We start from the raw sequence: 21,927 nt of genomic DNA on the forward strand, positions 1-21,927 counted from the left end.
TACTAATATTCAAACCCGACAGGTTTTTAAATCTGTCGGGTTTTTTATTTTTAAAACGAATACTTCTCCAATTTCTTTCCTTGAATATCTAAAACCTTTGTACTCTCTTTTGGAACATCACCTTTTATAACTTCTTGAACAGATGGATTGGATGGGTATTTTCCGTCTTTCATTTTTAGAAGATGAAATTTTCCTCCCCTTTCAAATATCAAATCATAAAATTTTTCTGTTACCGAAGAGGTTACATAAATTGGAAAATCGGTTACGGTGAAACGATTGATTACACTTCCGTCATTCTTCAAAATATATCCCGAACAGCCTCCGCTTCCGCAGAAATAAGGATTTGAAAAACCAACAAAATATTCGTTTTTCTTATCGTTGTTTAAATCGAAAGCTTCATAATAAAAATAACGGTCGTCTTTGGTCAGCGCAGGAATATCTTTCTCTAATAAAACGAGCAATTGCTTGCGAATTAATTCGACTGTCTTGTCTTCTTTTGAAGTGACTTCACTCAAATCTGCTGTTCCTCCAAGTGTTTTAGACAAGGTATCTTGAACAATTGTTTTTACAATATTTTTCGAATTGTCTTTATTCTGACAAGAACTTAATGCCAAAATTGCGATTAGAATTAAAATCTTATTTTTCATAATCCAAAACTTTAAATTCATAATAATTTAAACCAACAACGCGGCTTTATTTTCAATATCGTTTTGCGTTAACAATGATTTTATATTATTGAAAGTCACCAAAGCAATCTGTGTCAAAGCTTCATTTGTAAAAAACGCCTGATGTGCTGTTACCAAAACATTTGGGAAACTCATTAAACGCTGAATCGCATCATCTTGAATAATGTCTGCAGAAAGATCTCTGAAGAATAATTTTTCTTCTTGTTCGTAAACGTCAATTCCTAAATAACCTATTTTTCCTTCTTTTAAACCTTCAATAACCGACGAAGTTTCTATTAAACCGCCACGGCTTGTGTTTATAATCATGACACTTTCTTTCATAAAAGAAATAGAGGTGGTATTAATAACATGTTTCGTTTGATCGTTCAGCGGACAATGAAGCGAGATAATATCACTCGATTTAAAAATTTCTTCTAAACCAACAAAAGAAACCCCGTCTTTTTTCATTTCGTCACTTTCAACAATATCATAAGCCAAAACTTTACAGCCAAAACCTAATGCAATTTTAGAAAATGCTTTTCCGATATTTCCAGTTCCAATAATTCCGATTGTTTTCCCGAATAAATCGAAACCTAATAATCCGTTTAAAGAGAAGTTCTGTTCGCGAACTCTATTATAAGCTTTGTGCGTTTTTCTGTTTAAAGTTAAAATCATAGCCATAGCATGTTCTGCAACCGCCTGAGGAGAATATGCGGGAACTCGGCAAACTTTTATATTATGTTTTTTTGCAACTTCTAAATCGACATTGTTAAATCCAGCGCAGCGTAAAGCAATTATTTTTACTTTCTTTTCTGCTAATTGTTTAATGACCGTTTCGTTTACAATGTCATTTACAAAAACACAAACAATCTCGCATTCTTCAATTAAAGCTACAGTCTGAGGATTTAATTGGGTTTCAAAAAAATCCAATCGAAAGCCAAAATCTTCATTGTATTTATTGAAAAATGTTTTATCGTAAGGCTGAGTCGAGAAAAAAGCTATTTTATTTGCAACAAGATTTGAGCTCATAATATTAAATTATTTATGTTTTGTTATTTCGAAAATTCCCTTTTGGCAGATAATACAACCATCCAAAACCAATTAAAAATAAAATAAGCGAACCTATAAATGCCGGAATTAAAATTTCTTTATTGTTGTCTAATGCATTGTTTAAAGCAGCATACAATAACCAAATCTGGATACTTACATTTAAGATTAAAACAAATATTAAAGTAGACAGAATAACATTCAACTTATTTGGATTTGCCTGATTTTGGCTTTTTCTAAATGTACTCATAATATATTTCTTAAACAATTAACTCGCTTTGTTTTCAAAAGCTTTTACAAAAATCTTTTCTCCTTTTAAAACCACTTCCAACTGAGGCAAAGCTCTTGGCGGAGGTCCCGCGATAACATCTCCAGTTAAAGCGTCAAAAGAACCTTCGTGGCACGGACAGTGAATAATTCCTGTTCCAGGTTTGTAATAAACGGCACAAGAAAGATGCGTACATTTTTGTTCGTAAGCTCGAAACATGCCACTTTCTAAATGCACCAAAATATAAGGAATGGTACTACCTTCAATCACAAAACCTCTTGTCCCGCCTAACGGAATATCTTTTATTTCACACACAAAATGTTCTCCAACAACTTCTTCGCTAGGCAATAAATACGCTTTTGCTGCAACCAAACCACTTCCTACCATTAAACCTCCTGAAACCAGCGTGAGGAATTTAGCAAAATCACGTCGGCTTACTTGTGTTGATTCCTGCTTTTTATATGGAAAATCTTTCTTCCAGTTTTCACTTAAATTATCTTCTTTAGACATGGATTTTAGATTTAAAATATTCGTAATTCGCTGCTTCCTTTTGGCATCATGATATTCACTTTTGTGTTTACACGCTCTTTTCCGAAAACAAAGGAATTTACCGGAGTGCTGTTTGGACGCATTTCTTCGATTTGTTCACGAGTCCCATAAAACAATGCACCACTCGGGCAAACTGTTGCACACATTGGCTTTTTGCCAACACTGGTTCTGTCGTAACACATTGTACATTTCATCATCAAATCGTATTCTTCCATTTTCTTTGGAACTCCAAACGGACAAGCCATAACGCAATTAGAGCAACCAATGCAGCGTTCTGTATTTGCGGTATGAACTACTCCAAATTCGTCTTGCGAAATAGCATCAGCCGGACAGACATTGGCACAAACAGGATCTTCGCAATGCATGCAAACCTGAACCGTGGTCTGAATGGTAACTTCACGTTCTACATAATTAACGTGAATCATAGATTCTTGGCCATTTGTTTCACATTCTGCACAAGCCATTTCACAGGCTTTACAGCCTATGCATCTTTGTAAGTCTACAAAAAACTCTTCGTTTTTATTATAATTGGTTAAATTCATAATTGTTGCTTTTTATAGATTAAACACTTGCATAAGCATTTGATTTGTCTGATGAATTTTCTATTTCTCCCAAAGGTTCCAACTTACAGGCACATACTTTAAATTCTGGAATTTTAGAAATCGGATCTAATGTACCAGGCGTTAACTGATTGGCTGACTTTTTCCCCGGCCAGTGATACGGAATAAAAACGGTATCTTTCCTGATAGTTTCTACAATATTGGCTGGAAAAATACCTTCACCTCTTCGGGTTGAAACTTTTACTAACTCCCTTTGCTGAATATTATATTTCTGCGCCATTTCAGGATGAATTTCCAACAAAGGTTCTGGAAATTGATCTACTAGTTTTCCAATTCTTCTAGTTTGCGTTCCGCTTAAATATTGAGAAACGACACGGCCAGTTGTTAATGTTATGGGATATTCTTCATCTGTAACCTCGCCTGGCAGTTTATAAGGAGCGGGATTAAAATGCGCTTTTCCGTCTGGCGTTGCAAACTTTTTATCTTCCCATAATCTTGGTGTTCCGGGATGATCTTCGGTTGGACAAGGCCAGAAAACGCCCATATTATCTTCTACTTTTTTATAAGTAATTCCGTTGTAATCGGCTGTTCCTCCTTTTGAAGCGATACGCAGTTCATTAAAAATGGCTTCGCTGTTTGCGTAAGTAAATCTTTCTTCCTCGCCTAATCTCTTTGCTAATTCTAATAATATTGAAGTGTCTGTTCTGGCATCTCCCGGAGGTGTTACAGCTTGACGAATTCGGATAACACGACCTTCAGCTGAGGTTGTTGTTCCTTCCTCTTCTTCCTGCAATGAACCTGCTAAAACGATATCGGCATGACGCGCTGTTTCATTCAAAAAGAAATCTATCGCAACATAAAACTCTAATTTTTCAAGAGCAGAACGCACATAATTATTATTCGGCAAAGACACTAACGGATTAAAACAAATTGAAATCAATCCCTTTATTTCACCGCTATGAATGGCTTCTATAATTTCATAAGCTGTAATGCCTTTATGAGGCATATCTTCTTCTTTTATTTTCCAGACATCGGCAATGTATTTTCGATGTTCCATATTTTCGATATCACGATTTCCAGGCAATTGATCGCATTTATGACCGTGCTCTCTTCCACCCTGACCATTTCCTTGTCCGGTAATGGTTCCGTAACCGCAATAGGGTCTTCCAATTCTTCCTGTTGCTAAAACCAGATTAATGCATCCTAAAACATTATCGACACCTTTTGAGTGATGTTCGATTCCTCTTGCGTGCAGTAAAAAGCTTGTTTTTGCTTTTCCCCATAACTCGGCTGCTTCTTTAATTTTTTCTTTAGAAATTCCTGTAATCTCTTCTGCCCATTCTAAAGTATAATCCTTTACGGCATCAATCGTTTCCTGAAATCCTGAAGTATGATTATCAATAAAATCATGATCCAGCATATCGTGATCTACGAGATATTTCAGCATTGCTCCATATAAAGCAGAATCGGTTCCTGGTCTTACATCAAGATGAACATCTGCCGTTCTTGCTAATGGAATAACTCGCGGATCAACAACAATCAATTTGGCTCCGCGATCTCTGGCCTTCCAAATCCAATGGGTTAATGTTGGAAACGTCTCACTAATATTCGCTCCTGCAACAATAATAACTTCAGCATATTCTAAATCTGAATAATTGTTTGAAGCGCGATCTAAACCAAATGCTTTTTTATTTCCAGCGCCCGCACTTACCATGCAAAGACGTCCGTTATAATCTAAATTTCTTGTTTTTAAAGCCACTCTGGCAAACTTTCCAACCAAATAACTTTTTTCGTTTGTAAGCGAAACTCCAGATAACATCGAAAATGCATGTTTACCATATTTCTCCTGAATTCTTTTAATTTCAGAAACGGTTTTATCCATAGCTTCATCCCAAGTAGTTTGTTCAAAACCTTTGCCCTCTACTCTTTTTATCGGATGCAATAAACGATCTGGATGATTGTTCTGCATATAACGCTGAACACCTTTTGGACACAAACGACCTTCGTTGAACGGAAATTCCATCCAAGGTTCAAAACCAACCACTTTATTGTCTTTTACAGATAATTGAATACCGCACTGCATGCCGCAGAAACAGCAATGCGTTTTGACCATTTTATCAGGTTCATCACGTCCTGCATACCCTTCTTTTGGCGTATAATTCAGATGCGGACCAAATGCTTCAATTATTTTTTCAGTTGATACAGGTAGTTTTGCCATGATTTTTTTTGTTATTTTTTGGTTTCATGTTTCATGTTTCACGTTCTGCGACGAAACTTGAAACCTTAAACTTGAAACTATAATTTTATCCAAATAAATTTCCGCCTTCGATTCTTGCTTTTAAATGCGCTTTCGCCAAACGATCTCGTTTTCCTTCGGGACTTAAATCCAAGTGTGAATTTCCTTCATCATCGCTAAAGTCAAAACCTAATTGTTTAGTTACTATTTTTAAATCATCGATATGAAGTTGTGTCGTAAATGGTTTTCCTGTTTCTTTGCAGATTGCCATTCCTTTTTTCATTCCTTCTTTTTTGTAAATATGCGCACCAATCTGAGCAGGTCGCTGAATAATATGGAAGAATTTTCCAAACGGAATCCATATTAAAAACATAATAACCGTTACGGCATGAACTACTGCGAGAAAATCATATGCAAATCCTTTCATAAATTGGTAAGAATAAGTCAGACACAAACCCGTAACAGAAATGGCAATTAATAAAAGAAGTGGCAGTAAATCGCCTTCAAAAGTCTGTGTGGCAATTAATCCCGGATTGGTTAAACGTCTTCTTAAATAATAAAGAGAACCGAAAATAACCAGATAAGAAGACCAGTTTAAAGCATGGAAAGTCAAAAATGCCATGATTGAATCCAATCTGAAATCCATTACTTTAAAACCAAAAAAATGGGCTTCGTAAACAGAAATTGAATTTGGTGCCAATGTAAAATGAATCCATCCAAATGTGAGCGGAAAAGTAATTGCAAAAGCCGAAAAACAGCCAATTGCAATACAGAAATGAGCTAACCATCTGTATTTGCCTCTTGGATAAATGAATTTCTGAAAAGCAATATTCTGAACAGATTCTTTTCCTAAAAACCACAAATGTGAAAATACTTTTCCTGTAAAGAGAAAATGAATTCCGCGTTTGAAATACATCCAAGTTGGCGGTCGTTGCAGCCAAACCGTATAGCGATACACAACTCCGAAAAATGCAAACAGAGTTCCGAACAGATAGGTAACCAAAGCCGCATCAAAATTTTGCAATTTTCTTGATCCATAGAAAACCAATACAACCATAAAAACCGAAGCTGCCGTTGCAATTAATAAAGCTTTCGTATTAAATGTTTTTTCTTTCATGACAGATTATTTTCGATCAATATCTTTAGCCATTTCAGGCAATCTTTCTTTTGTCATATTTACAATTACACGGTGCATCCAAATCAGACAGGTTAATGATAATGCCAGAATAAAGAGCCAAGAACTCGTCCAAAATCCGGTAAATGATAATAAATACCCGAAAATAATTGGTCCGAAGAATCCGCCTAAACCGCCTAAGAGTCCCACCATTCCGCCAATTACACCCACTTCATTGGGAAAATAATCTGGTATATGTTTGTAAACAGCTGCAGAACCAATTCCCCATGAAATTCCTATTAGAATAACCAAAACTAAATACACCCACATATTGGCTTCAAAATGAATTTGTGTAATTCCTTCTGCCAATAAATCTTTTTTCTGTATTTTTTGATTTTCTGCTACGACAACTTCCTGCCATGTTTTTTTGGATGGAAAAAACTTAGAATGCGGCTGACTTTCATCTTTCTGGCTAATAGCATATTCTTTACCATCGACCACTATTTTATCTGGCGAAACCGCTGTAACAGTTCCTGCTTTACTCGCTAAAAGACCGCTTCCTGAAGTCGTGATGTCCATTTTTGGAAATAATAATAAAAAGCTTAAAACGACTGAAGAACTCAAAACCCAGTACATCACTTTTCTGGCTCCGAATTTATCCGACAAAAAACCTCCAAAAGCACGTACAACACCCGCAGGCAAACTAAAACAAGAAGTAAAGATTCCGCCTAAAACTAAAGTTGTGTGATAGACATTCATAAAATTTGGAAGAAGCCATTGCGAGAAAGTCACAAACGATCCAAATACTAAGAAATAATAAGTTCCGAAGCGCCAAACACGCACTCTCTTTAAGGGTTGCAATAATTGTTTTACTGTTTTAGATTGTGCTTCGCTTTTTTTGTTTTTAGCGAAAATCAGAAACACAATTCCCATCAATAGCAAAGCAGAACCATAAAGTACGGGAAGCCATTTCCATCCATTTTCGGGATCGTTTTCTGAGAATGTACTCAAGAGTGAAGGCGCTAAAAATGGCGTAATTGAAGCACCGGCTGTTCCCATTCCGAAGATTCCCAAAGCTCTTCCCTGCCATTCTTTAGGATACCATACAGAGGTTGAAGCTACACCAACAGCAAAACTGGTTCCTACCATTCCGAATAGAAAACTTAAAATGGCAAAGACAGTAAAAGAAGTCGCAAATGGTAATAAAAACAGAGGGATTGAAGCCAAAATTAGTAACGCAGAATGCACAATTTTACCTCCAAACTTATCGGTTAAAATTCCCATTGGCAATCTCATAATTGATCCCGTAAGAACAGGAATTCCTAAAAGCCATCCTATTTGTACGACGCTCCAATTAAAAATTTCTTTATCAACTAAAAAAGTAACCAATACTCCATTGAGTGTCCAGCATGCAAAACAGATTGCAAATGCCAAAGTATTTAAAAAAAGGATGCGGTGGGCTTGGGAAAGATCTGCCATAGAATAAAGTATTAAATTGTGTTTTTGAGAATCTATTACTGAAATATGGGAATCATGAAAACTGCTTTTTCAGAAAACACCTGAAAAGCAATACTTTACTAAAGTTAAAAAAAATATTCAAAGCAAGACACTTACAATCAAACATTTAGCGTTATTATAATCTTATTTAAATTCATTCTTATAGTTAAGTCTATTTTTTTACTACTTATCAGCTGAAAACTCTGTTTTTCAATATGTTAAATAAAATATAATTTTTCAAAGTTCAATTAAACCTGTTTTATTCAAAAAAGTCTAATTTCTTATAAACAATTAAAAAACTTAAAACATGAAAAAATTAATTATCGCTGCTATGTTATTTGTTGGAATAGCAAGTTTTGCACAAGAAAAGAAAGAAAGGTTAACTCCTGAACAGCGCAATGAAAAACAGTTGCAAAAATTAACAACAGAACTAAATCTGGATGCCAGTCAACAAGCTCAAGTAAAACAACTTTTAGCAGACAGAAGTGCGAAAGCTGAAAAACTAAGAGATGCACGTCAAGAACAAAAAGAAAGTGGCACTAAACCTACTGCTGCAGAAAGAGAAGCTTTTAAAAAAGAAATGATGGCTGAGAGAGACGCAAACGATGCTAAAATGAAATCGATTTTAAATGCTGACCAATACACAAAATGGAAAACCATTCAGGAAGAAAACAAAGACAAAGCAAGAGAAAAAATGAAAGAATATAGAAAGGATAAAAACTAAATAAAAGAGGCTTAATTGCCTCTTTTTTATTTCTCAATATTCTTTAAACTTTCCTTAATAGTTTCTGTTAAATAAAAGATAAACCTCAAAATGCCATTAAACTTAATAATTCTGATGAAGTCTAATTGCTATAAACCTTTTTTAAAAAACGAATTATGAAAAAATTATTTATTGCAGCTTTATTATTTGTTGGAATAGTAAGTTTTGCACAAGACATCAATCAGAAGCCGACACGCGATCAACGAGAAAAATTAACTCCAGAACAGCGTAACGAAAAATATTTGCAAAAATTGACTTCTGATTTAAATTTAGATAATAAACAGCAAGAGCAGGTAAAACAGCTTATCGCAGAAAGAAGTGCTAAAGCCGAAAAGTTTAAACAATCTCGAAAAGACACTAAAACGCCTCCTACAGCTGAAGAAAAAGCAGCTTTCAAAAAACAAATGGATGCAGATAAAGCAGCTAATGATGCTAAAATGAAATCGATTTTAAATGCGGATCAGTACACAAAATGGACAGCTCTAAAAAAAGAGCATAAAGGTCATCATAGAGGAAAAGATCATAAATCGCCACAAGAACGCGATCAAGCTCATTTGCAAAAGCTGACAACCGATTTGAACTTAAATGCGGATCAGCAAAAACAAGTCGGTGAACTTTTATCTGACAGAAGCACAAAAATGGAAATGCTTAAAAAAAGCAGAAAAGATTCTGGTGTCGAGCCAACTGAAGCTGACAAGAAAGCTATGAAAAAACAGATGGAAACAGATCATAAAGCTTATGATGCCAAAATGAAATCTATTCTGACTGCTGACCAATATAAAAAATGGACTGCAATTCAGAAAGAGCATAAAGATAAAATGAAAGAATATAGAAAAGACAAAAAATAATCTTGGTACTAAAAAAGAAAAGGAGGCTTAAAGCCTCCTTTTTTATTAAAATGATTTTGATACTTTATCAATTGCATTGATTGTAAAATCTAAATCTTCATAAGTCAATGCATCTGTAATAAACCACGTTTCGTATGCAGATGGCGCAATGTAAACGCCTTCTTGCAATAATCCGTGGAAGAATTTTTTGAATGTTTCGTTATCTCCTTTTGCTGCAGTTTGGAAATCTGTAACTGGATTCGCATCAAAGTGAACAGAAATCATAGAACCTACTCTATTGATTGTAAACACAACATTATTTGCTTTTAAAACTCTATCGATTCCCGCTTCTAAGTAAGCTGTTTTTTCTTCTAAACGTGTAAAAATTTCTCTATCATTATCAAGAGCTTTCAGCATCGCATATCCTGCAGCCATTGCTAACGGATTTCCAGATAATGTTCCTGCTTGATAAACTGGTCCAAGAGGCGCTAAATAGTTCATAATCTCTTCACGTGCAGCAAAAGCTCCAACTGGCAATCCTCCACCGATAACTTTTCCGAAAGTCACAATATCAGCATCAATTCCATATAATTCTTGAACTCCTCCACGTGCCAAACGGAAACCAGTCATTACCTCATCAAAAATCAATAAGATTCCGTTTGCTGTACATAAGTCTCTTAAACCTTGCAAGAAACCTTTTGCTGGCGGAATACATCCCATATTTCCAGCAACTGCTTCAATAATAATTGCTGCAATTTCTCCTTTATTTGCTTCAACCAATGTTTTTACATTTTCTAAATCATTGTATTTCGCTAATAAAGTATCTTTTGCTGTTCCTTCTGTAACACCTGGACTATTTGGAGATCCAAAAGTTACGGCTCCACTTCCCGCTTGAATCAAAAATGAATCAGAATGTCCGTGGTAGCAACCTGCAAATTTGATGATTTTATCTCTTTTTGTAAATCCGCGAGCTAGACGAATTGCGCTCATACAAGCTTCTGTACCCGAATTTACAAAACGTATTTTATCAATATTTGGAACCATAGAAACTGCCAAAGCTGCAATTTCTGTTTCCAATTCTGTTGGCATTCCAAATGAAGTTCCTAGTTTTGCTTTTTCAATAACAGCATCAACAACTGGCTGATAAGCATGACCTAAAACCATTGGTCCCCAAGAGTTGATGTAATCTATTAATTTGTTTCCGTCTTCATCATATAAATATGCGCCTTTAGCACTTTTTACAAAAATCGGAGTTCCACCAACTGCTTTAAACGCTCTTACTGGTGAATTTACTCCTCCCGGAATTACTTTTTCTGCTTCAGCAAAAAGCTGACTACTTCTTTTGTATAACATTTAATTTTAGATTTTTGAGTTTAGATTTTAGATTATCTACTTAATCCTTTGGCTTTTATAAACTCATTGAAATATTGTTGTTCTATTTGTTCTTCTTTTGAAAGCTCTTCTATTTTGGTATCAGACATTCTTATGGGTGAATAAAAAGTCCATTTCCAAGTTGGTTTATATTTTATAAATAAATGTTTTTCTGCAAATTCATCATGAATATAAACTCCGCAAAAAAGTCTAATAATTAAAACGGTAGAGAAAATAAAAGTCCCAATTGCGATTTTCTTTTTCATTGATAATTTACAATTAATAACTAACAATTATTACTTCACTTTCAACCTTTGTCCAATAGAAATCGCATTATCAGTCAGATTATTTTTTCTTTTTAAATCTTCAACCAACAAATTGAATTTCTTCGAAATAGAATATAGCGTATCTCCTTTTTGAACTTCATATAAATTCGGATCGTATTGATTCATATTGATCTTTGGATCAGAAGCGACGTCATAAGATGATTTTTTTGGTGGAGCCGAAGTATTAATCGGAACATAGTTTCTTCCTGTAACCTGACAATCATATTGATGTAGATTGTATCTTTCAATATAACTAATCAATTTATCAGGATATTTTGGATCTGTCGCGTAACCCGCCGCTCTCAAGCCTTTCGCCCAAGATTTATAATCGTCTTTTTCGTAAGTGAATAAAGTTGCATATCGTTTTTTTCCAACCAAAAATAAAGCGTGATCTCTATACGATTCTGATGCTTGGGGGTATTTTCTAAAACATTCCTGAGCCGAGTCATCGTCATGGCGAACACTTTCTCCCAACCAATCATTATGACATTTTATGCCAAAATGATTATTAGCATCTACAGCTAAATCTCCTCTTCCTGCACCAGATTCTAAAATTCCTTGTGCCAGAATAATACTTGCAGGAATTCCATACGTTTTCATGTTTCCCATTGCAATATCTTTGTACTGCAACACATAGTTATTAATTAAATCACTGGTAACAACTGTTTTGGATGTAGATTGAATAACCTCAGTTGTATTATTTGTAGAAGGGTAATTTTTACCGATTGGTTTAACAGGAGTACTTCTTTTTGTCGCCGCCGTTCGAGATTGAACTGCTGCCGCTTTTTTAGTCGTCGCGATGGCAGGCTTACTAGAAGAGCAGCTTGCTAAAGCTAATATTACGAGAAGTAATACAATTTTTTTAATCATTGGTTTTGAGTATTGGTAATTTCTTCTGCTTCAACTTTATATTCATTCCGTCAATTCCCTGTAATCCGCCTGTGTGAATGAGTAAAATTTTTGAATGTGCAGGAAAATAATTTTTGCTGATTAAATCTATAACGCCAAAAACCATCTTTCCTGTATAAATTGGATCTAAGGACACTTTTGTCTTTTCGAAAAAAGAATTAACAAATTCAATTAATTCTAAATTTATCTTGCCATAACCTCCAAAATGATAGTCAGAAATTAAATTCCAGTTATCTTTTTTTGCAAAAATACGAATTTCATCGTTTAAAAAGTCACCTTTTAACGCTGGAAAGCCCAAAATCTTCTGATTTGGCAACGCACTATTGATTAATCCCGAAATTGTACCGCCTGTTCCAACTGCACAGCAAACGTAATTAAAAACCGAATCTTCATCTGTTAAAATCTCTTCACCCCCCTTTACTGCAAGTTCATTTGTACCGCCTTCTGGAACGAGATAAAAATCACCAAACTTGTCTTTCAGCTTTTGTATAAAAGATTCTTCGTTTTTTAAACGATAATCTTCTCTTGAAACAAATTCAAACTGCATTCCATTTTCTTGAGCAAATTTCAAGGTTGGATTTTCTTCAATTTTATCCCAAAGTTCATCTCCGCGAATGATTCCGATAGTTTTAAATCCTTGTTCTTTTCCCGCATAAGCCACAGCCGCAATATGGTTCGAAAAAGCTCCTCCAAAAGTGAGTAAAGTGCCCTTATTTTCGGCTTTCGCCTGAAGCAAATTGTATTTTAATTTTCGGAATTTATTTCCTGAAACAAACGGATGAATTAAATCTTCTCGTTTAATTGTCAACGAAATATCATTCGGAAACTGAATATTTATATTTTGATTGAAAACTGAATTCATTATTTAAAGTTGAAAGTCAAAAGTCAAAAGTCGAAAGTCAAAAGTCAAAAGTGACAATTCATACCTGTTTTTTTTTTAAGTTTAAAGCTATCGCTTATTACTTTTTATGTAATGTAGAAACTGGAAAAAAGATCTATTTTTCAAATAGTTCAAATCGGCTTCTTTTTTATAAGCTTCTCTTTCAAAACTGATATTTCGATACGCTAAAGCTCCATTTTTATATTGAATCAGACGAATTAGATATTCTAAAAAATACCATACAAAAAACGGAATTATTAAAAGTTCTAACTGCTGCCTTAAATGTATTTTTTCATGATTAACAAAAACTCCATTTGCTTTATCAAAATCATATTTTACCAAAACAAACGGAAATACAGCCATTCCTCGATAACCTTTCGGAATTAAATATTTAGCAACAATCAGAAACATTGGCTGTAAAATTTATAAATTTGTAGCTATAAAATTGTTCGATTTCAATAAAATCATAATCAAATATTTATATTTTTGATTTTAATTATTCGAAAAAGAACACGAAGCAGATTTATGAAAGAGCAAAGTAATGAAAATAAATTAATCGAAGGCGAAGATTTTTATTATACGCCCGAAGGTTACAAATGCTTTACTGAAAAACATCATTTAAAACGTGGTTATTGCTGCAAAAGCGGTTGTCGCCACTGTCCTTACGGATATGATAAAAAAACAGGACGAATAAATAAAAATTAGAATACCACAAGATGAAGGTTTTTATAAATAAAAATATACCCGAAGCTGGCATTAAATTGCTTCAAGATAAAGGCATTAACTTTACAATAAATCCAACAGAGAATATATTGTCAAGAGAAGAGTTTATAAAAATCTGCCAAGAACATGAAGCACTTTTGAATGTTGGAACAAACAAATTAGATGAAGATTTTTTTCAGCAATGTCCGAATTTAAAAGGAATCGCTTTATTTTCTGTCGGATTTGATTCTGTCAATATTCCATCAGCTAACAGCAGAAAAATTCCTATTGGAAATACGCCAGATGTTTTAAGCCGAGCTACATCTGATGTTGCTTTTTTACTGATGCAGAGTGTTGCCAGAAAATCATTTTTTAATCATAAAAGAATTCTGGATAATGATTGGGGGAGTTTTGATCCGTTAGCCAATTTAGGTCAAGAACTTTACGGCAAAACTTTAGGGGTTTTCGGTTTGGGAAGAATTGGTATTGAAATGGCAAAAAAATGCAAAGCTGCATTCGGAATGAATATCATTTATCACAATCGTTCCCATAAAGAAGATGCAGAAAAAGAACTGGATGCTAAATATGTAGATTTTGAGACTTTACTTGCAGAAAGCGATGTTTTAAGCATTCATGCTAATTACACCGCAGAAAGTAATGAACTTTTCAATAAAAATACTTTTGCTAAAATGAAATCGAATGCAATTTTCATTAATACAGCAAGAGGAAAATTTCAAAATGAAAATGATTTATATGATGCTTTAACGAACAATATAATTTGGGGTGCTGGATTGGATGTGACAAATCCAGAACCAATGAAATCTGATAATCCGTTATTATCGCTTGCAAATTGTTGTGTTTTACCACATATTGGTTCTGCGACATACGAAGCCAGAAACGGAATGGCAGTTTGTGCCGCACAAAATATAATAGCACTTTTTGAAAATAAAAAAATGCCCTTTTGTGTTAATGAGGAAGTTTATTCTTAATGAGATAATGTGATAATGTGATAATTAAGATAATTTCCCAATCTAAAATCTAAAATCAACAATCTAAAATATCAGATATGGATATTCGTTCAAGAAAGTTTAAGATTACGATTTATAAATCGTATCACAGGTCGGATATCCGTTATCCCTAGTTTTTTAATTAGAAAATGTGGCAATATGGGAATGAGTCAATTTGAAAAAGGGATAATTAAACTAAATTTCAAATTCCAATTGCACTCAATAAAGCAGTGGCGCATTTAAAGTCCATTTCGAATGGCATAATTTAAAAAACAAAAAATTAATCTGTTGTTAATCTACGTAAAATACCTTAGCGTCTTAGAACCTTAGCAACTTAGCATCTCTAAAAAAAAAATGACTTTTCAAGAACAAATACAACAAGGAATACCAAATATATTACCGCCAAAGCAAGCATACGATCCAGCTATTAATCATGCTCCGAAAAGAAAAGAAATTCTTTCGGCAGAAGAGAAAAAACTGGCGCTTAAAAATGCATTGCGTTATTTTGATCCAAAACATCACGCCGAATTAATTCCTGAATTTTCAGAAGAACTAGAAAAATACGGACGTATTTATATGTATCGTCTTCGCCCAGATTACAGAATGTACGCAAGACCGATTGAAGAATATCCTGGAAAATCATTGCAAGCAAAAGCGATTATGCACATGATTCAAAACAATTTGGATTATGCTGTAGCGCAACATCCTCATGAATTAATTACATATGGCGGAAACGGTGCTGTTTTCCAAAACTGGGCGCAATATTTATTGACGATGCAATATTTGTCTGAAATGACAGATGAGCAAACTTTAACGATGTATTCTGGCCACCCAATGGGATTATTCCCTTCGCATAAAGAAGCTCCAAGAGTTGTGGTTACCAACGGAATGGTAATCCCGAATTATTCTAAACCTGATGATTGGGAAAAAATGAATGCTTTAGGTGTTTCACAATACGGACAAATGACAGCGGGAAGTTATATGTATATTGGCCCGCAGGGAATTGTACACGGAACTACGATTACAGTTTTAAACGGTTTTAGAAAAATAAAACAAAATCCTGAAGGAAGTTTGTTTGTAACTTCTGGGCTTGGCGGAATGTCAGGAGCTCAGCCAAAAGCTGGAAATATTGCAGGATGTATTACAGTCTGTGCTGAGGTAAATCCGAAGATTACTAAAATTCGTCACGAACAAGGATGGATTAACGAAGTGGTAACTTCTACAGACGAATTGGTTGCCAGAGTAGCTTTGGCGAAAGCCAATAAAGAAACCGTTTCGATTGCTTATTTAGGAAATGTAGTTGACGTTTGGGAACGTTTCGATCAGGAAAATATCAAAATTGATTTAGGTTCAGATCAGACTTCGCTTCATAATCCATGGGCTGGAGGTTATTATCCAGTTGGAACTTCATTTGAAGAAGCAAATGATTTGATGGCAAATAATCCAGAATTATTTAAAGAAAAAGTTCAGGAAACGTTACGTCGTCATGCAGATGCAATCAACAAACACACTGCAAAAGGAACTTACTTTTTCGATTACGGAAATGCCTTTTTATTAGAAGCTTCACGCGCTGGAGCCGATGTTATGGCCGAAAATAATATCGATTTTAAATATCCTAGCTACGTTCAGGATATCATGGGACCAATGTGTTTCGATTATGGATTTGGTCCTTTCAGATGGGTTTGTACTTCAGGAAAACCAGAAGATTTATTAAAAACAGATGCGATTGCTTGTGAGGTTTTAGAAAAAATGGCAGAAACTTCTCCAAATGAAATTCAGCAGCAAATGCAGGATAATATTAAATGGATTAAAGGCGCGCAAGAAAATAAATTGGTTGTAGGTTCTCAAGCTCGTATTCTTTATGCTGATGCCGAAGGAAGAATTAAAATTGCAGAAGCTTTTAATCAGGCCATTGCAAAAGGCGAAATTGGCGCTGTGGTTTTAGGGCGTGATCATCACGACGTTTCTGGAACTGATTCGCCTTATAGAGAAACTTCAAATATTTATGACGGATCTCGTTTTACTGCCGATATGGCCATTCATAATGTGATTGGAGACAGCTTTAGAGGAGCAACTTGGGTTTCTATTCATAACGGCGGCGGAGTTGGCTGGGGAGAGGTTATAAATGGCGGATTTGGTATGGTTCTTGATGGTTCTACAGAGGCCTCAAAACGTTTAGCTTCAATGCTTTTTTGGGATGTTAACAACGGAATTTCAAGAAGAAGCTGGGCACGAAATGAAGGTGCTGTTTTTGCCATAAAAAGAGCAATGGAAGTTGAGCCATTATTAAAAGTGACTTTACCAAATTTAGTTGACGAAAGTTTGCTTTAAAATAACGTAATGTCATCCTGAACGAAGTCGAAGGCTTATAGAAACGAAAGGGCTTCGACTACGCTCAGCCTGACAGATTTAAAAAAGAACATTAATTCTTAGATATATGAAAACACTTAAGTTAATTCCGTTTTTGCTACTGCTGATACTTACTTCTTGCAGTACTGTGACCGTTTATTCTGATTATGACAAAACTGTCGATTTTACGCCTTATAAAACGTACGCCTACTTTAAGCCAGGAATTGACAAGGTTGAAATATCAGATTTAGACAAAAGAAGAATTTTACATGCTATTGACGATCAAATGCAAGCTAAAGGTTTTACCAAAAGCGACAATCCTGATTTGTTAATAAACATTTTTACTAAATCAAGAGAGCAAGTAGATGTAAACCAATTTACCGCTGGCTGGGGTTATGGCTGGGGCTGGGGTTGGAATCCTTACATGATGTACGGAGGACAGACCACAGTTTCTACTTCTACTGAAGGCACTTTATACATTGATTTAATCGATGCTAAAAGAAAAGAAATGGTATGGCAAGGTGAAGGAATTGGAACTTTGACAAGAAACATTGATAAAAAAGACGAAAAAATTGCTGAGTTTGTAGGCAAAATTTTAGCCCAATATCCGCCAGTAAAAAAATAATTATTTACATTTGCCTTTCAATCAGTAAAGAAAATGACAAACTTTAACAACATTATTATCGCTATTATTAGCATTATTGCAATTCAGCAATAATGGCGAGGTGCTATATAAGTTTGTAAAATATAATTTATAGAAACCTCCCAATTGGGAGGTTTTTTATTTTAATAGAGATTTTAAATAGCCACGAATTACACAAATTAGCGCGAATTATTTTTTTTAAAAGGCAATAAAATTAGTGGCAATTGGTGCAATTCGCGGCAAAAAAACAAAACATCATGAGTTTATTTAACGAAGTACTTAACGCAAAAAAGCAACTTGAAAATGTAGTTGCTGCAACGCCTCTTACACAGAATTTAAATCTTTCAGACGAATTTGAATCGACTATTTTATTAAAAAGAGAAGATTTACAAATTGTTCGTTCGTATAAAATTCGGGGCGCGTATAATAAGATTTCTTCGTTAAACGAAAAAGAAAAAGCAAACGGAATTGTATGCGCCAGTGCAGGAAATCATGCTCAAGGTGTAGCTTACTCGTGTAATTTGCTTCATATAAAAGGTAAAATTTACATGCCAAAAACTACTCCGAAACAAAAAGTAAAACAAGTACAATTATTTGGGAAATCATTTGTTGAAATTGTTTTAACTGGAGATACTTTTGATGATGCTTATGCTTCCGCAACCGCAGACGCAATCAAAAATCATAAAACATTTATTCATCCTTTTGATGATGAAAAAGTAATCGCTGGACAAGGAACTGTTGGATTAGAAATCCTAGAAAGCTTTAAAGAACCTATCGATTACGTTTTTGTTCCAATTGGCGGTGGTGGACTAGCTTCGGGATTATCTGAAGTCTTTAAACATTTAAGCCCTCATACCAAAATAATTGGTGTTGAACCAAAAGGTGCGCCTTCGATGAAAACTTCCATCGAAGAAAATAAAAATACGCCACTAAAAACAATTGACAAATTTGTGGATGGTGCCGCCGTAAAACAAGTTGGAGATAAAACTTTTGAAATCTGCCGATATAATCTTGAAGATATTATTTTGGTTCCCGAAGGAAAAGTATGCACGACCATTTTAAGGTTATACAATGAAGAAGCGATGGTTGTAGAACCAGCAGGCGCTTTGACGATAGCAGCTTTGGATTTTTATAAAGATAAAATTAAAGGCAAAAATGTAGTTTGTATTGTAAGTGGAAGCAACAATGACATCGAAAGAACAGCCGAAATAAAAGAGCGTTCTTTACTTTACGAAGGTTTAATGCACTATTTTATGATTCAGTTTCCGCAACGTCCAGGAGCCTTAAAAGAGTTTGTCAATAATATTTTAGGCCCAGATGATGACATTACTTATTTTCAGTTTGCTAAGAAAAATAGCCGTGAAGTAGGTTCTGTTGTGGTTGGTTTAGAATTGAAAAACAAAAATGATATTATGCCAATTAAACTGAAAATGACTGAAAATGGTTTTGAATTTCAATATCTGAATGACAATCAGGATTTGTTTACTCAGTTAATAGGATAAAATAAAAACAAAGGCTGTCAGAGATTTGACAGCCTTTTCAGATTCAATACAAATTACTAATTAAATTGTGAATGTAATTATTGCTTCAAGATTTTTTTCGAATACGAGCCTTTACTATCACTAACTTTTACAACATAAACACCTTTTGGTAATCGAGAAATTTCTACTGCAGCTTGATTTCCTTTTACAAAACTTACATTTTTCTTTAAAACCGGTTCTCCTGTTATATTAAAGATTTGTACTTCGCCACTTCCTTCATGATTGGTATCTATTTTTAAAGATTTATCTACTTCATCTACAAAAATCATCATATCGTTTGAGCTTGTATCCTCAACTGCAACAGTTTCTGCTACTAAAGCACTTTTTGCCGCTGCAGAAGTTTCAACTTGGACAAATTGCCATTGCTGATTTAAACCACCTGTATATGCCCAAACTTGAATGTTAGCTCCATTTGCTGTAGAAACATTTTCAACATCTAGAGATTTACCGCTGTTTACATTTATAATTTTGTAATATCCACTTCCGATACTTGTTACTGTCCATTTAAATTCGCTTGAAGATGAAAAAGTTTTCTGCTGTACTTTCAGTCCATCCGCAGTTCCGTTATTCTCAACCACCAAATACATTCCCGTCGATTTTACGATAATATAATAATTGCCGCTTCCATCAGAAACAAATTTCCAACGTTGATTGCTTCCTCCTCCGTTTGTGATATCATATTGCTGAATTCTGCTTCCGCTTGTAGTAGCATTATCTGCAACATCTAAACCTTTATTACTATTTCTTGAAATAATATTATAATATCCTGGAAAACCCGTTGAACCTGCCGTTACGGTAATTGCACTAGTTGCTGTTTTAGCTCCGTCAACTGTTGTAACCGTAATCGTTGCGTTTCCAGCAGCAATTGCAGAAACCAAACCGCTTGAATTTACTGTTGCTACAGAAGTGTTGCTTGAACTCCAATTTACTGCAGTATTTGTAGCATTGCTAGGAGAAACTGTCGCTGTTAATTGCTGTGACTGACCCGCAGTAAGTGTTACAGAAGTCGGACTTATGCTAACTCCCGTAACCGCAACCGGATTTGATGTTCCCCAAGTAAAAGTAACCGCAGAAGATCCTGGAACTGCATAATTAAATGCTGATGATCCCGAAACTACTTTTATCGTATTTGATGATCCGCCTGAATTATAAATTACAAGTGCAGTTGAGCCGTCAGGGTTTTTAAATGCTACAGAAGAAATACTTCCGCTTGTGCTTGAAGAACCTATTCTTACCGCACCTGGTTTTACATATTTAGAAATCTGACCAATAATATAATACGCTACATTCTTAGTATAACTTGTACTATTATTAACTGTAATAGCACCTAAACAAGTACTGCATCCACCAGGAGTACGAGGCCCTAAACTTGAATTATTTGCTGCATTCCATTCTAAAACTGTTTTAGACCAGTTATTTGTACTACCGATAACAACGTTTTGCATGTGCCAGCCAAAATCTCCGCTAAAGCTTCCGCCCGAACCAGTGTATTGTTCTGTAAAATAAACGTTTTTGTTGGTTTGAGTTTTTACTGTTGACATAGCAGAGATATTACCTAAATACAAGTGGAACGCCGCTCCATCAACATAAGAACTATTGTTTAAAACATCAATCGGATATGCTGTATTATCGCAATTGTGGTCAAAAGCAATAATTTTTATGTTTCCATAACCCGCAGCAGCCATTTGAGGCCCAAGCTGTTGGTTGATAAAATTCTTTTGTTCTGTAGAATTCATCAGCATACTTGGTTCGTTGTTCGGATTTTCTGGTTCGTTTTGCGGTGTAATTCCCCAAATATTAATACCTTGTGCTTTCATTGCATCAAAATATTTTACGAAGTATTTTGCATACGCTGCATAATATTGCGTTTGCAGAGAACCCCCAACCCAAGATCCATTGGTTTTCATCCAACGTGGTGCTGACCAAGGAGTTGCTAAAATTTTGATATTAGGATTAATCAGTAAGATTTTTTTAATGATTGGAACTAAATACGTTAAATCAGGTCCGTTCAAACTAAAATTGTTCATATTGGTATCTCCCGAAGTTTCATTATAACTGTAAGAAGAACTACTCAAATCTGAAGCTCCAATACTAATACGAACTACGCTTGCATTTAATCCTGTTGTTGGATTGTACAAATCATTCAACAATTGGTTTTGTTGAGTGGCTGCCATTCCAGAAATTACTTCGCAACTTCCTTCGGTCAGAGTATAACCGAATCCGTCCATAGTTTGATAAGTTGTTCCCGCATTTACTGTTACGGTTGAAGGGTTTGTTCCTGAATTGGTTCCGAAACTTACAGTTGCCTGTTGCTGTAATAATTTAGTTTGATCTCCTGTAGTCATCCAAGGAGTTACCGTCTGAGCATTTAAGCTGTTCATGAATAAAAGCGACCCGCAACATAATAGTCTCAGCGCTTTACTTACCCGATCTGTAGGTGTTTGAGTAGTTTTGTGCATTCTTTTGTGGTTTTGGTTTGATAATTAGTTTTTCCTTATTTATTCAGTTTTATTTTACTAAAACAGCACAATATTATGAGTATTTTTGCAATATTATCATTTTCAATACTTTACAAATACACATCAAATAAAAAAAAATGATACAACAAAAACCAATCTATCATGTTTTTAAATTACTGAAAAACAATAATTTAAAATATAAAAAATCATAAAA

21 protein-coding genes are annotated in these 21,927 nt (G+C 34.7%); 7 read left to right on the forward strand and 14 right to left on the reverse strand.

Translation table 11 applies throughout. From position 1 onward, the window contains the following. Positions 1-50: 50 nt before the first annotated feature. The 8 genes from AC1Q5Z_RS18750 to AC1Q5Z_RS18785 all read right to left on the reverse strand — a co-directional run bounded on the left by AC1Q5Z_RS18750 (position 51) and on the right by AC1Q5Z_RS18785 (position 7,918). A complete protein-coding gene (locus tag AC1Q5Z_RS18750; RefSeq protein ID WP_492446344.1) occupies positions 51-647 on the reverse strand; it encodes a hypothetical protein in 597 nt (198 codons plus the stop codon). A gap of 27 nt (positions 648-674) precedes the next feature. Then, positions 675-1,694 carry a 2-hydroxyacid dehydrogenase gene (locus AC1Q5Z_RS18755; protein WP_492446346.1) on the reverse strand — a complete coding sequence of 340 codons (1,020 nt, stop codon included), beginning with the start codon at positions 1,692-1,694 and terminating at the stop codon, positions 675-677. A 13-nt stretch (positions 1,695-1,707) separates the two neighbouring features. Further along, on the reverse strand, positions 1,708-1,962 hold the full coding sequence (locus tag AC1Q5Z_RS18760) for a DUF6755 family protein (protein WP_095928740.1): 255 nt from the start codon (positions 1,960-1,962) through the stop codon (positions 1,708-1,710). Between the two features lie 18 nt (positions 1,963-1,980). Then, positions 1,981-2,490, reverse strand: a complete 510-nt coding sequence (locus AC1Q5Z_RS18765; RefSeq protein ID WP_278022616.1) for a QcrA and Rieske domain-containing protein — start codon at positions 2,488-2,490, stop codon at positions 1,981-1,983. Positions 2,491-2,501: 11 nt separating this feature from the next. Next, positions 2,502-3,071: a 4Fe-4S dicluster domain-containing protein gene (locus AC1Q5Z_RS18770; RefSeq protein ID WP_198857545.1), complete on the reverse strand. Its 570-nt coding sequence runs from the start codon at positions 3,069-3,071 to the stop codon at positions 2,502-2,504. Between the two features lie 19 nt (positions 3,072-3,090). After that, positions 3,091-5,307: a molybdopterin oxidoreductase family protein gene (locus tag AC1Q5Z_RS18775; protein WP_492446349.1), complete on the reverse strand. Its 2,217-nt coding sequence runs from the start codon at positions 5,305-5,307 to the stop codon at positions 3,091-3,093. An 85-nt stretch (positions 5,308-5,392) separates the two neighbouring features. Continuing rightward, positions 5,393-6,442: an MFS transporter gene (locus AC1Q5Z_RS18780; protein ID WP_095928737.1), complete on the reverse strand. Its 1,050-nt coding sequence runs from the start codon at positions 6,440-6,442 to the stop codon at positions 5,393-5,395. 6 nt (positions 6,443-6,448) lie between these two features. Continuing rightward, positions 6,449-7,918: an MFS transporter gene (locus tag AC1Q5Z_RS18785; RefSeq protein WP_492446351.1), complete on the reverse strand. Its 1,470-nt coding sequence runs from the start codon at positions 7,916-7,918 to the stop codon at positions 6,449-6,451. Positions 7,919-8,243: 325 nt separating this feature from the next. On the opposite strand from AC1Q5Z_RS18785, the gene AC1Q5Z_RS18790 reads away from it, so the two are divergent. Together AC1Q5Z_RS18790 and AC1Q5Z_RS18795 are read left to right on the forward strand one after the other, a co-directional pair. Then, complete coding sequence (locus AC1Q5Z_RS18790) at positions 8,244-8,660, forward strand: DUF4890 domain-containing protein (protein ID WP_343587242.1); 417 nt, start codon at positions 8,244-8,246, stop codon at positions 8,658-8,660. A 155-nt stretch (positions 8,661-8,815) separates the two neighbouring features. Beyond that, positions 8,816-9,547 carry a DUF4890 domain-containing protein gene (locus tag AC1Q5Z_RS18795; protein ID WP_233074160.1) on the forward strand — a complete coding sequence of 244 codons (732 nt, stop codon included), beginning with the start codon at positions 8,816-8,818 and terminating at the stop codon, positions 9,545-9,547. Between the two features lie 45 nt (positions 9,548-9,592). Here the strand turns inward: AC1Q5Z_RS18795 and hemL are convergent, their stop codons facing one another. The 5 genes from hemL to AC1Q5Z_RS18820 form a co-directional block, all read right to left on the reverse strand. Next, the gene (gene hemL / locus AC1Q5Z_RS18800; protein WP_343587248.1) at positions 9,593-10,879 is read right to left on the reverse strand and encodes a glutamate-1-semialdehyde 2,1-aminomutase; all 1,287 of its coding nucleotides are present in this window, start codon (positions 10,877-10,879) and stop codon (positions 9,593-9,595) included. A gap of 32 nt (positions 10,880-10,911) precedes the next feature. Next, complete coding sequence (locus tag AC1Q5Z_RS18805) at positions 10,912-11,163, reverse strand: hypothetical protein (protein ID WP_492446353.1); 252 nt, start codon at positions 11,161-11,163, stop codon at positions 10,912-10,914. Between the two features lie 30 nt (positions 11,164-11,193). After that, the gene (locus tag AC1Q5Z_RS18810) at positions 11,194-12,093 is read right to left on the reverse strand and encodes a glucosaminidase domain-containing protein (protein ID WP_343587250.1); all 900 of its coding nucleotides are present in this window, start codon (positions 12,091-12,093) and stop codon (positions 11,194-11,196) included. Continuing rightward, positions 12,086-12,994 carry a 1-aminocyclopropane-1-carboxylate deaminase/D-cysteine desulfhydrase gene (locus tag AC1Q5Z_RS18815; RefSeq protein WP_492446355.1) on the reverse strand — a complete coding sequence of 303 codons (909 nt, stop codon included), beginning with the start codon at positions 12,992-12,994 and terminating at the stop codon, positions 12,086-12,088. The genes AC1Q5Z_RS18810 and AC1Q5Z_RS18815 overlap by 8 nt, the downstream gene beginning before the upstream one ends. An 87-nt stretch (positions 12,995-13,081) precedes the next feature. Then, on the reverse strand, positions 13,082-13,423 hold the full coding sequence (locus tag AC1Q5Z_RS18820) for a hypothetical protein (RefSeq protein ID WP_492446357.1): 342 nt from the start codon (positions 13,421-13,423) through the stop codon (positions 13,082-13,084). 114 nt (positions 13,424-13,537) lie between these two features. On the opposite strand from AC1Q5Z_RS18820, the gene AC1Q5Z_RS18825 reads away from it, so the two are divergent. The 5 genes from AC1Q5Z_RS18825 (at position 13,538) to ilvA (ending at position 19,215) form a co-directional block, all read left to right on the forward strand. Then, the gene (locus AC1Q5Z_RS18825; protein WP_095928730.1) at positions 13,538-13,717 is read left to right on the forward strand and encodes a C1orf53 family protein; all 180 of its coding nucleotides are present in this window, start codon (positions 13,538-13,540) and stop codon (positions 13,715-13,717) included. A gap of 11 nt (positions 13,718-13,728) precedes the next feature. Continuing rightward, entirely contained in the window at positions 13,729-14,703 is a 975-nt protein-coding gene (locus tag AC1Q5Z_RS18830; RefSeq protein ID WP_343587258.1) for a 2-hydroxyacid dehydrogenase, read from the forward strand. Between the two features lie 372 nt (positions 14,704-15,075). Then, on the forward strand, positions 15,076-17,052 hold the full coding sequence (hutU, locus tag AC1Q5Z_RS18835) for a urocanate hydratase (RefSeq protein ID WP_492446359.1): 1,977 nt from the start codon (positions 15,076-15,078) through the stop codon (positions 17,050-17,052). A 106-nt stretch (positions 17,053-17,158) separates the two neighbouring features. Next, on the forward strand, positions 17,159-17,695 hold the full coding sequence (locus tag AC1Q5Z_RS18840; protein ID WP_198857555.1) for a DUF4136 domain-containing protein: 537 nt from the start codon (positions 17,159-17,161) through the stop codon (positions 17,693-17,695). Between the two features lie 275 nt (positions 17,696-17,970). Further along, positions 17,971-19,215: a threonine ammonia-lyase IlvA gene (ilvA, locus tag AC1Q5Z_RS18845; RefSeq protein WP_343587265.1), complete on the forward strand. Its 1,245-nt coding sequence runs from the start codon at positions 17,971-17,973 to the stop codon at positions 19,213-19,215. 77 nt (positions 19,216-19,292) lie between these two features. Here ilvA and AC1Q5Z_RS18850 read toward each other — a convergent pair whose 3' ends face one another. After that, the gene (locus AC1Q5Z_RS18850) at positions 19,293-21,713 is read right to left on the reverse strand and encodes an RICIN domain-containing protein (RefSeq protein WP_492446362.1); all 2,421 of its coding nucleotides are present in this window, start codon (positions 21,711-21,713) and stop codon (positions 19,293-19,295) included. Positions 21,714-21,927: the final 214 nt, after the last annotated feature.

The sequence above is a fragment of the Flavobacterium sp. GW823-FHT06G12 genome, from assembly GCF_058794775.1.

Bases quoted from the DNA above. Each gene is read 5' to 3' on its own strand.
- AC1Q5Z_RS18770 (WP_198857545.1), bottom strand. From the start codon at position 3,071: ATGAATTTAACCAATTATAATAAAAACGAAGAGTTTTTTGTAGACTTA.
- AC1Q5Z_RS18840 (WP_198857555.1), top strand. From the start codon at position 17,159: ATGAAAACACTTAAGTTAATTCCGTTTTTGCTACTGCTGATACTTACT.
- AC1Q5Z_RS18780 (WP_095928737.1), bottom strand. From the start codon at position 6,442: ATGAAAGAAAAAACATTTAATACGAAAGCTTTATTAATTGCAACGGCA.
- AC1Q5Z_RS18765 (WP_278022616.1), bottom strand. From the start codon at position 2,490: ATGTCTAAAGAAGATAATTTAAGTGAAAACTGGAAGAAAGATTTTCCA.
- AC1Q5Z_RS18830 (WP_343587258.1), top strand. From the start codon at position 13,729: ATGAAGGTTTTTATAAATAAAAATATACCCGAAGCTGGCATTAAATTG.
- AC1Q5Z_RS18760 (WP_095928740.1), bottom strand. From the start codon at position 1,962: ATGAGTACATTTAGAAAAAGCCAAAATCAGGCAAATCCAAATAAGTTG.
- AC1Q5Z_RS18805 (WP_492446353.1), bottom strand. From the start codon at position 11,163: ATGAAAAAGAAAATCGCAATTGGGACTTTTATTTTCTCTACCGTTTTA.
- AC1Q5Z_RS18820 (WP_492446357.1), bottom strand. From the start codon at position 13,423: ATGTTTCTGATTGTTGCTAAATATTTAATTCCGAAAGGTTATCGAGGA.
- AC1Q5Z_RS18795 (WP_233074160.1), top strand. From the start codon at position 8,816: ATGAAAAAATTATTTATTGCAGCTTTATTATTTGTTGGAATAGTAAGT.
- AC1Q5Z_RS18775 (WP_492446349.1), bottom strand. From the start codon at position 5,307: ATGGCAAAACTACCTGTATCAACTGAAAAAATAATTGAAGCATTTGGT.
- AC1Q5Z_RS18815 (WP_492446355.1), bottom strand. From the start codon at position 12,994: ATGAATTCAGTTTTCAATCAAAATATAAATATTCAGTTTCCGAATGAT.
- AC1Q5Z_RS18785 (WP_492446351.1), bottom strand. From the start codon at position 7,918: ATGGCAGATCTTTCCCAAGCCCACCGCATCCTTTTTTTAAATACTTTG.
- AC1Q5Z_RS18790 (WP_343587242.1), top strand. From the start codon at position 8,244: ATGAAAAAATTAATTATCGCTGCTATGTTATTTGTTGGAATAGCAAGT.
- AC1Q5Z_RS18850 (WP_492446362.1), bottom strand. From the start codon at position 21,713: ATGCACAAAACTACTCAAACACCTACAGATCGGGTAAGTAAAGCGCTG.
- hutU (WP_492446359.1), top strand. From the start codon at position 15,076: ATGACTTTTCAAGAACAAATACAACAAGGAATACCAAATATATTACCG.
- AC1Q5Z_RS18825 (WP_095928730.1), top strand. From the start codon at position 13,538: ATGAAAGAGCAAAGTAATGAAAATAAATTAATCGAAGGCGAAGATTTT.
- AC1Q5Z_RS18810 (WP_343587250.1), bottom strand. From the start codon at position 12,093: ATGATTAAAAAAATTGTATTACTTCTCGTAATATTAGCTTTAGCAAGC.
- ilvA (WP_343587265.1), top strand. From the start codon at position 17,971: ATGAGTTTATTTAACGAAGTACTTAACGCAAAAAAGCAACTTGAAAAT.
- AC1Q5Z_RS18755 (WP_492446346.1), bottom strand. From the start codon at position 1,694: ATGAGCTCAAATCTTGTTGCAAATAAAATAGCTTTTTTCTCGACTCAG.
- hemL (WP_343587248.1), bottom strand. From the start codon at position 10,879: ATGTTATACAAAAGAAGTAGTCAGCTTTTTGCTGAAGCAGAAAAAGTA.
- AC1Q5Z_RS18750 (WP_492446344.1), bottom strand. From the start codon at position 647: ATGAAAAATAAGATTTTAATTCTAATCGCAATTTTGGCATTAAGTTCT.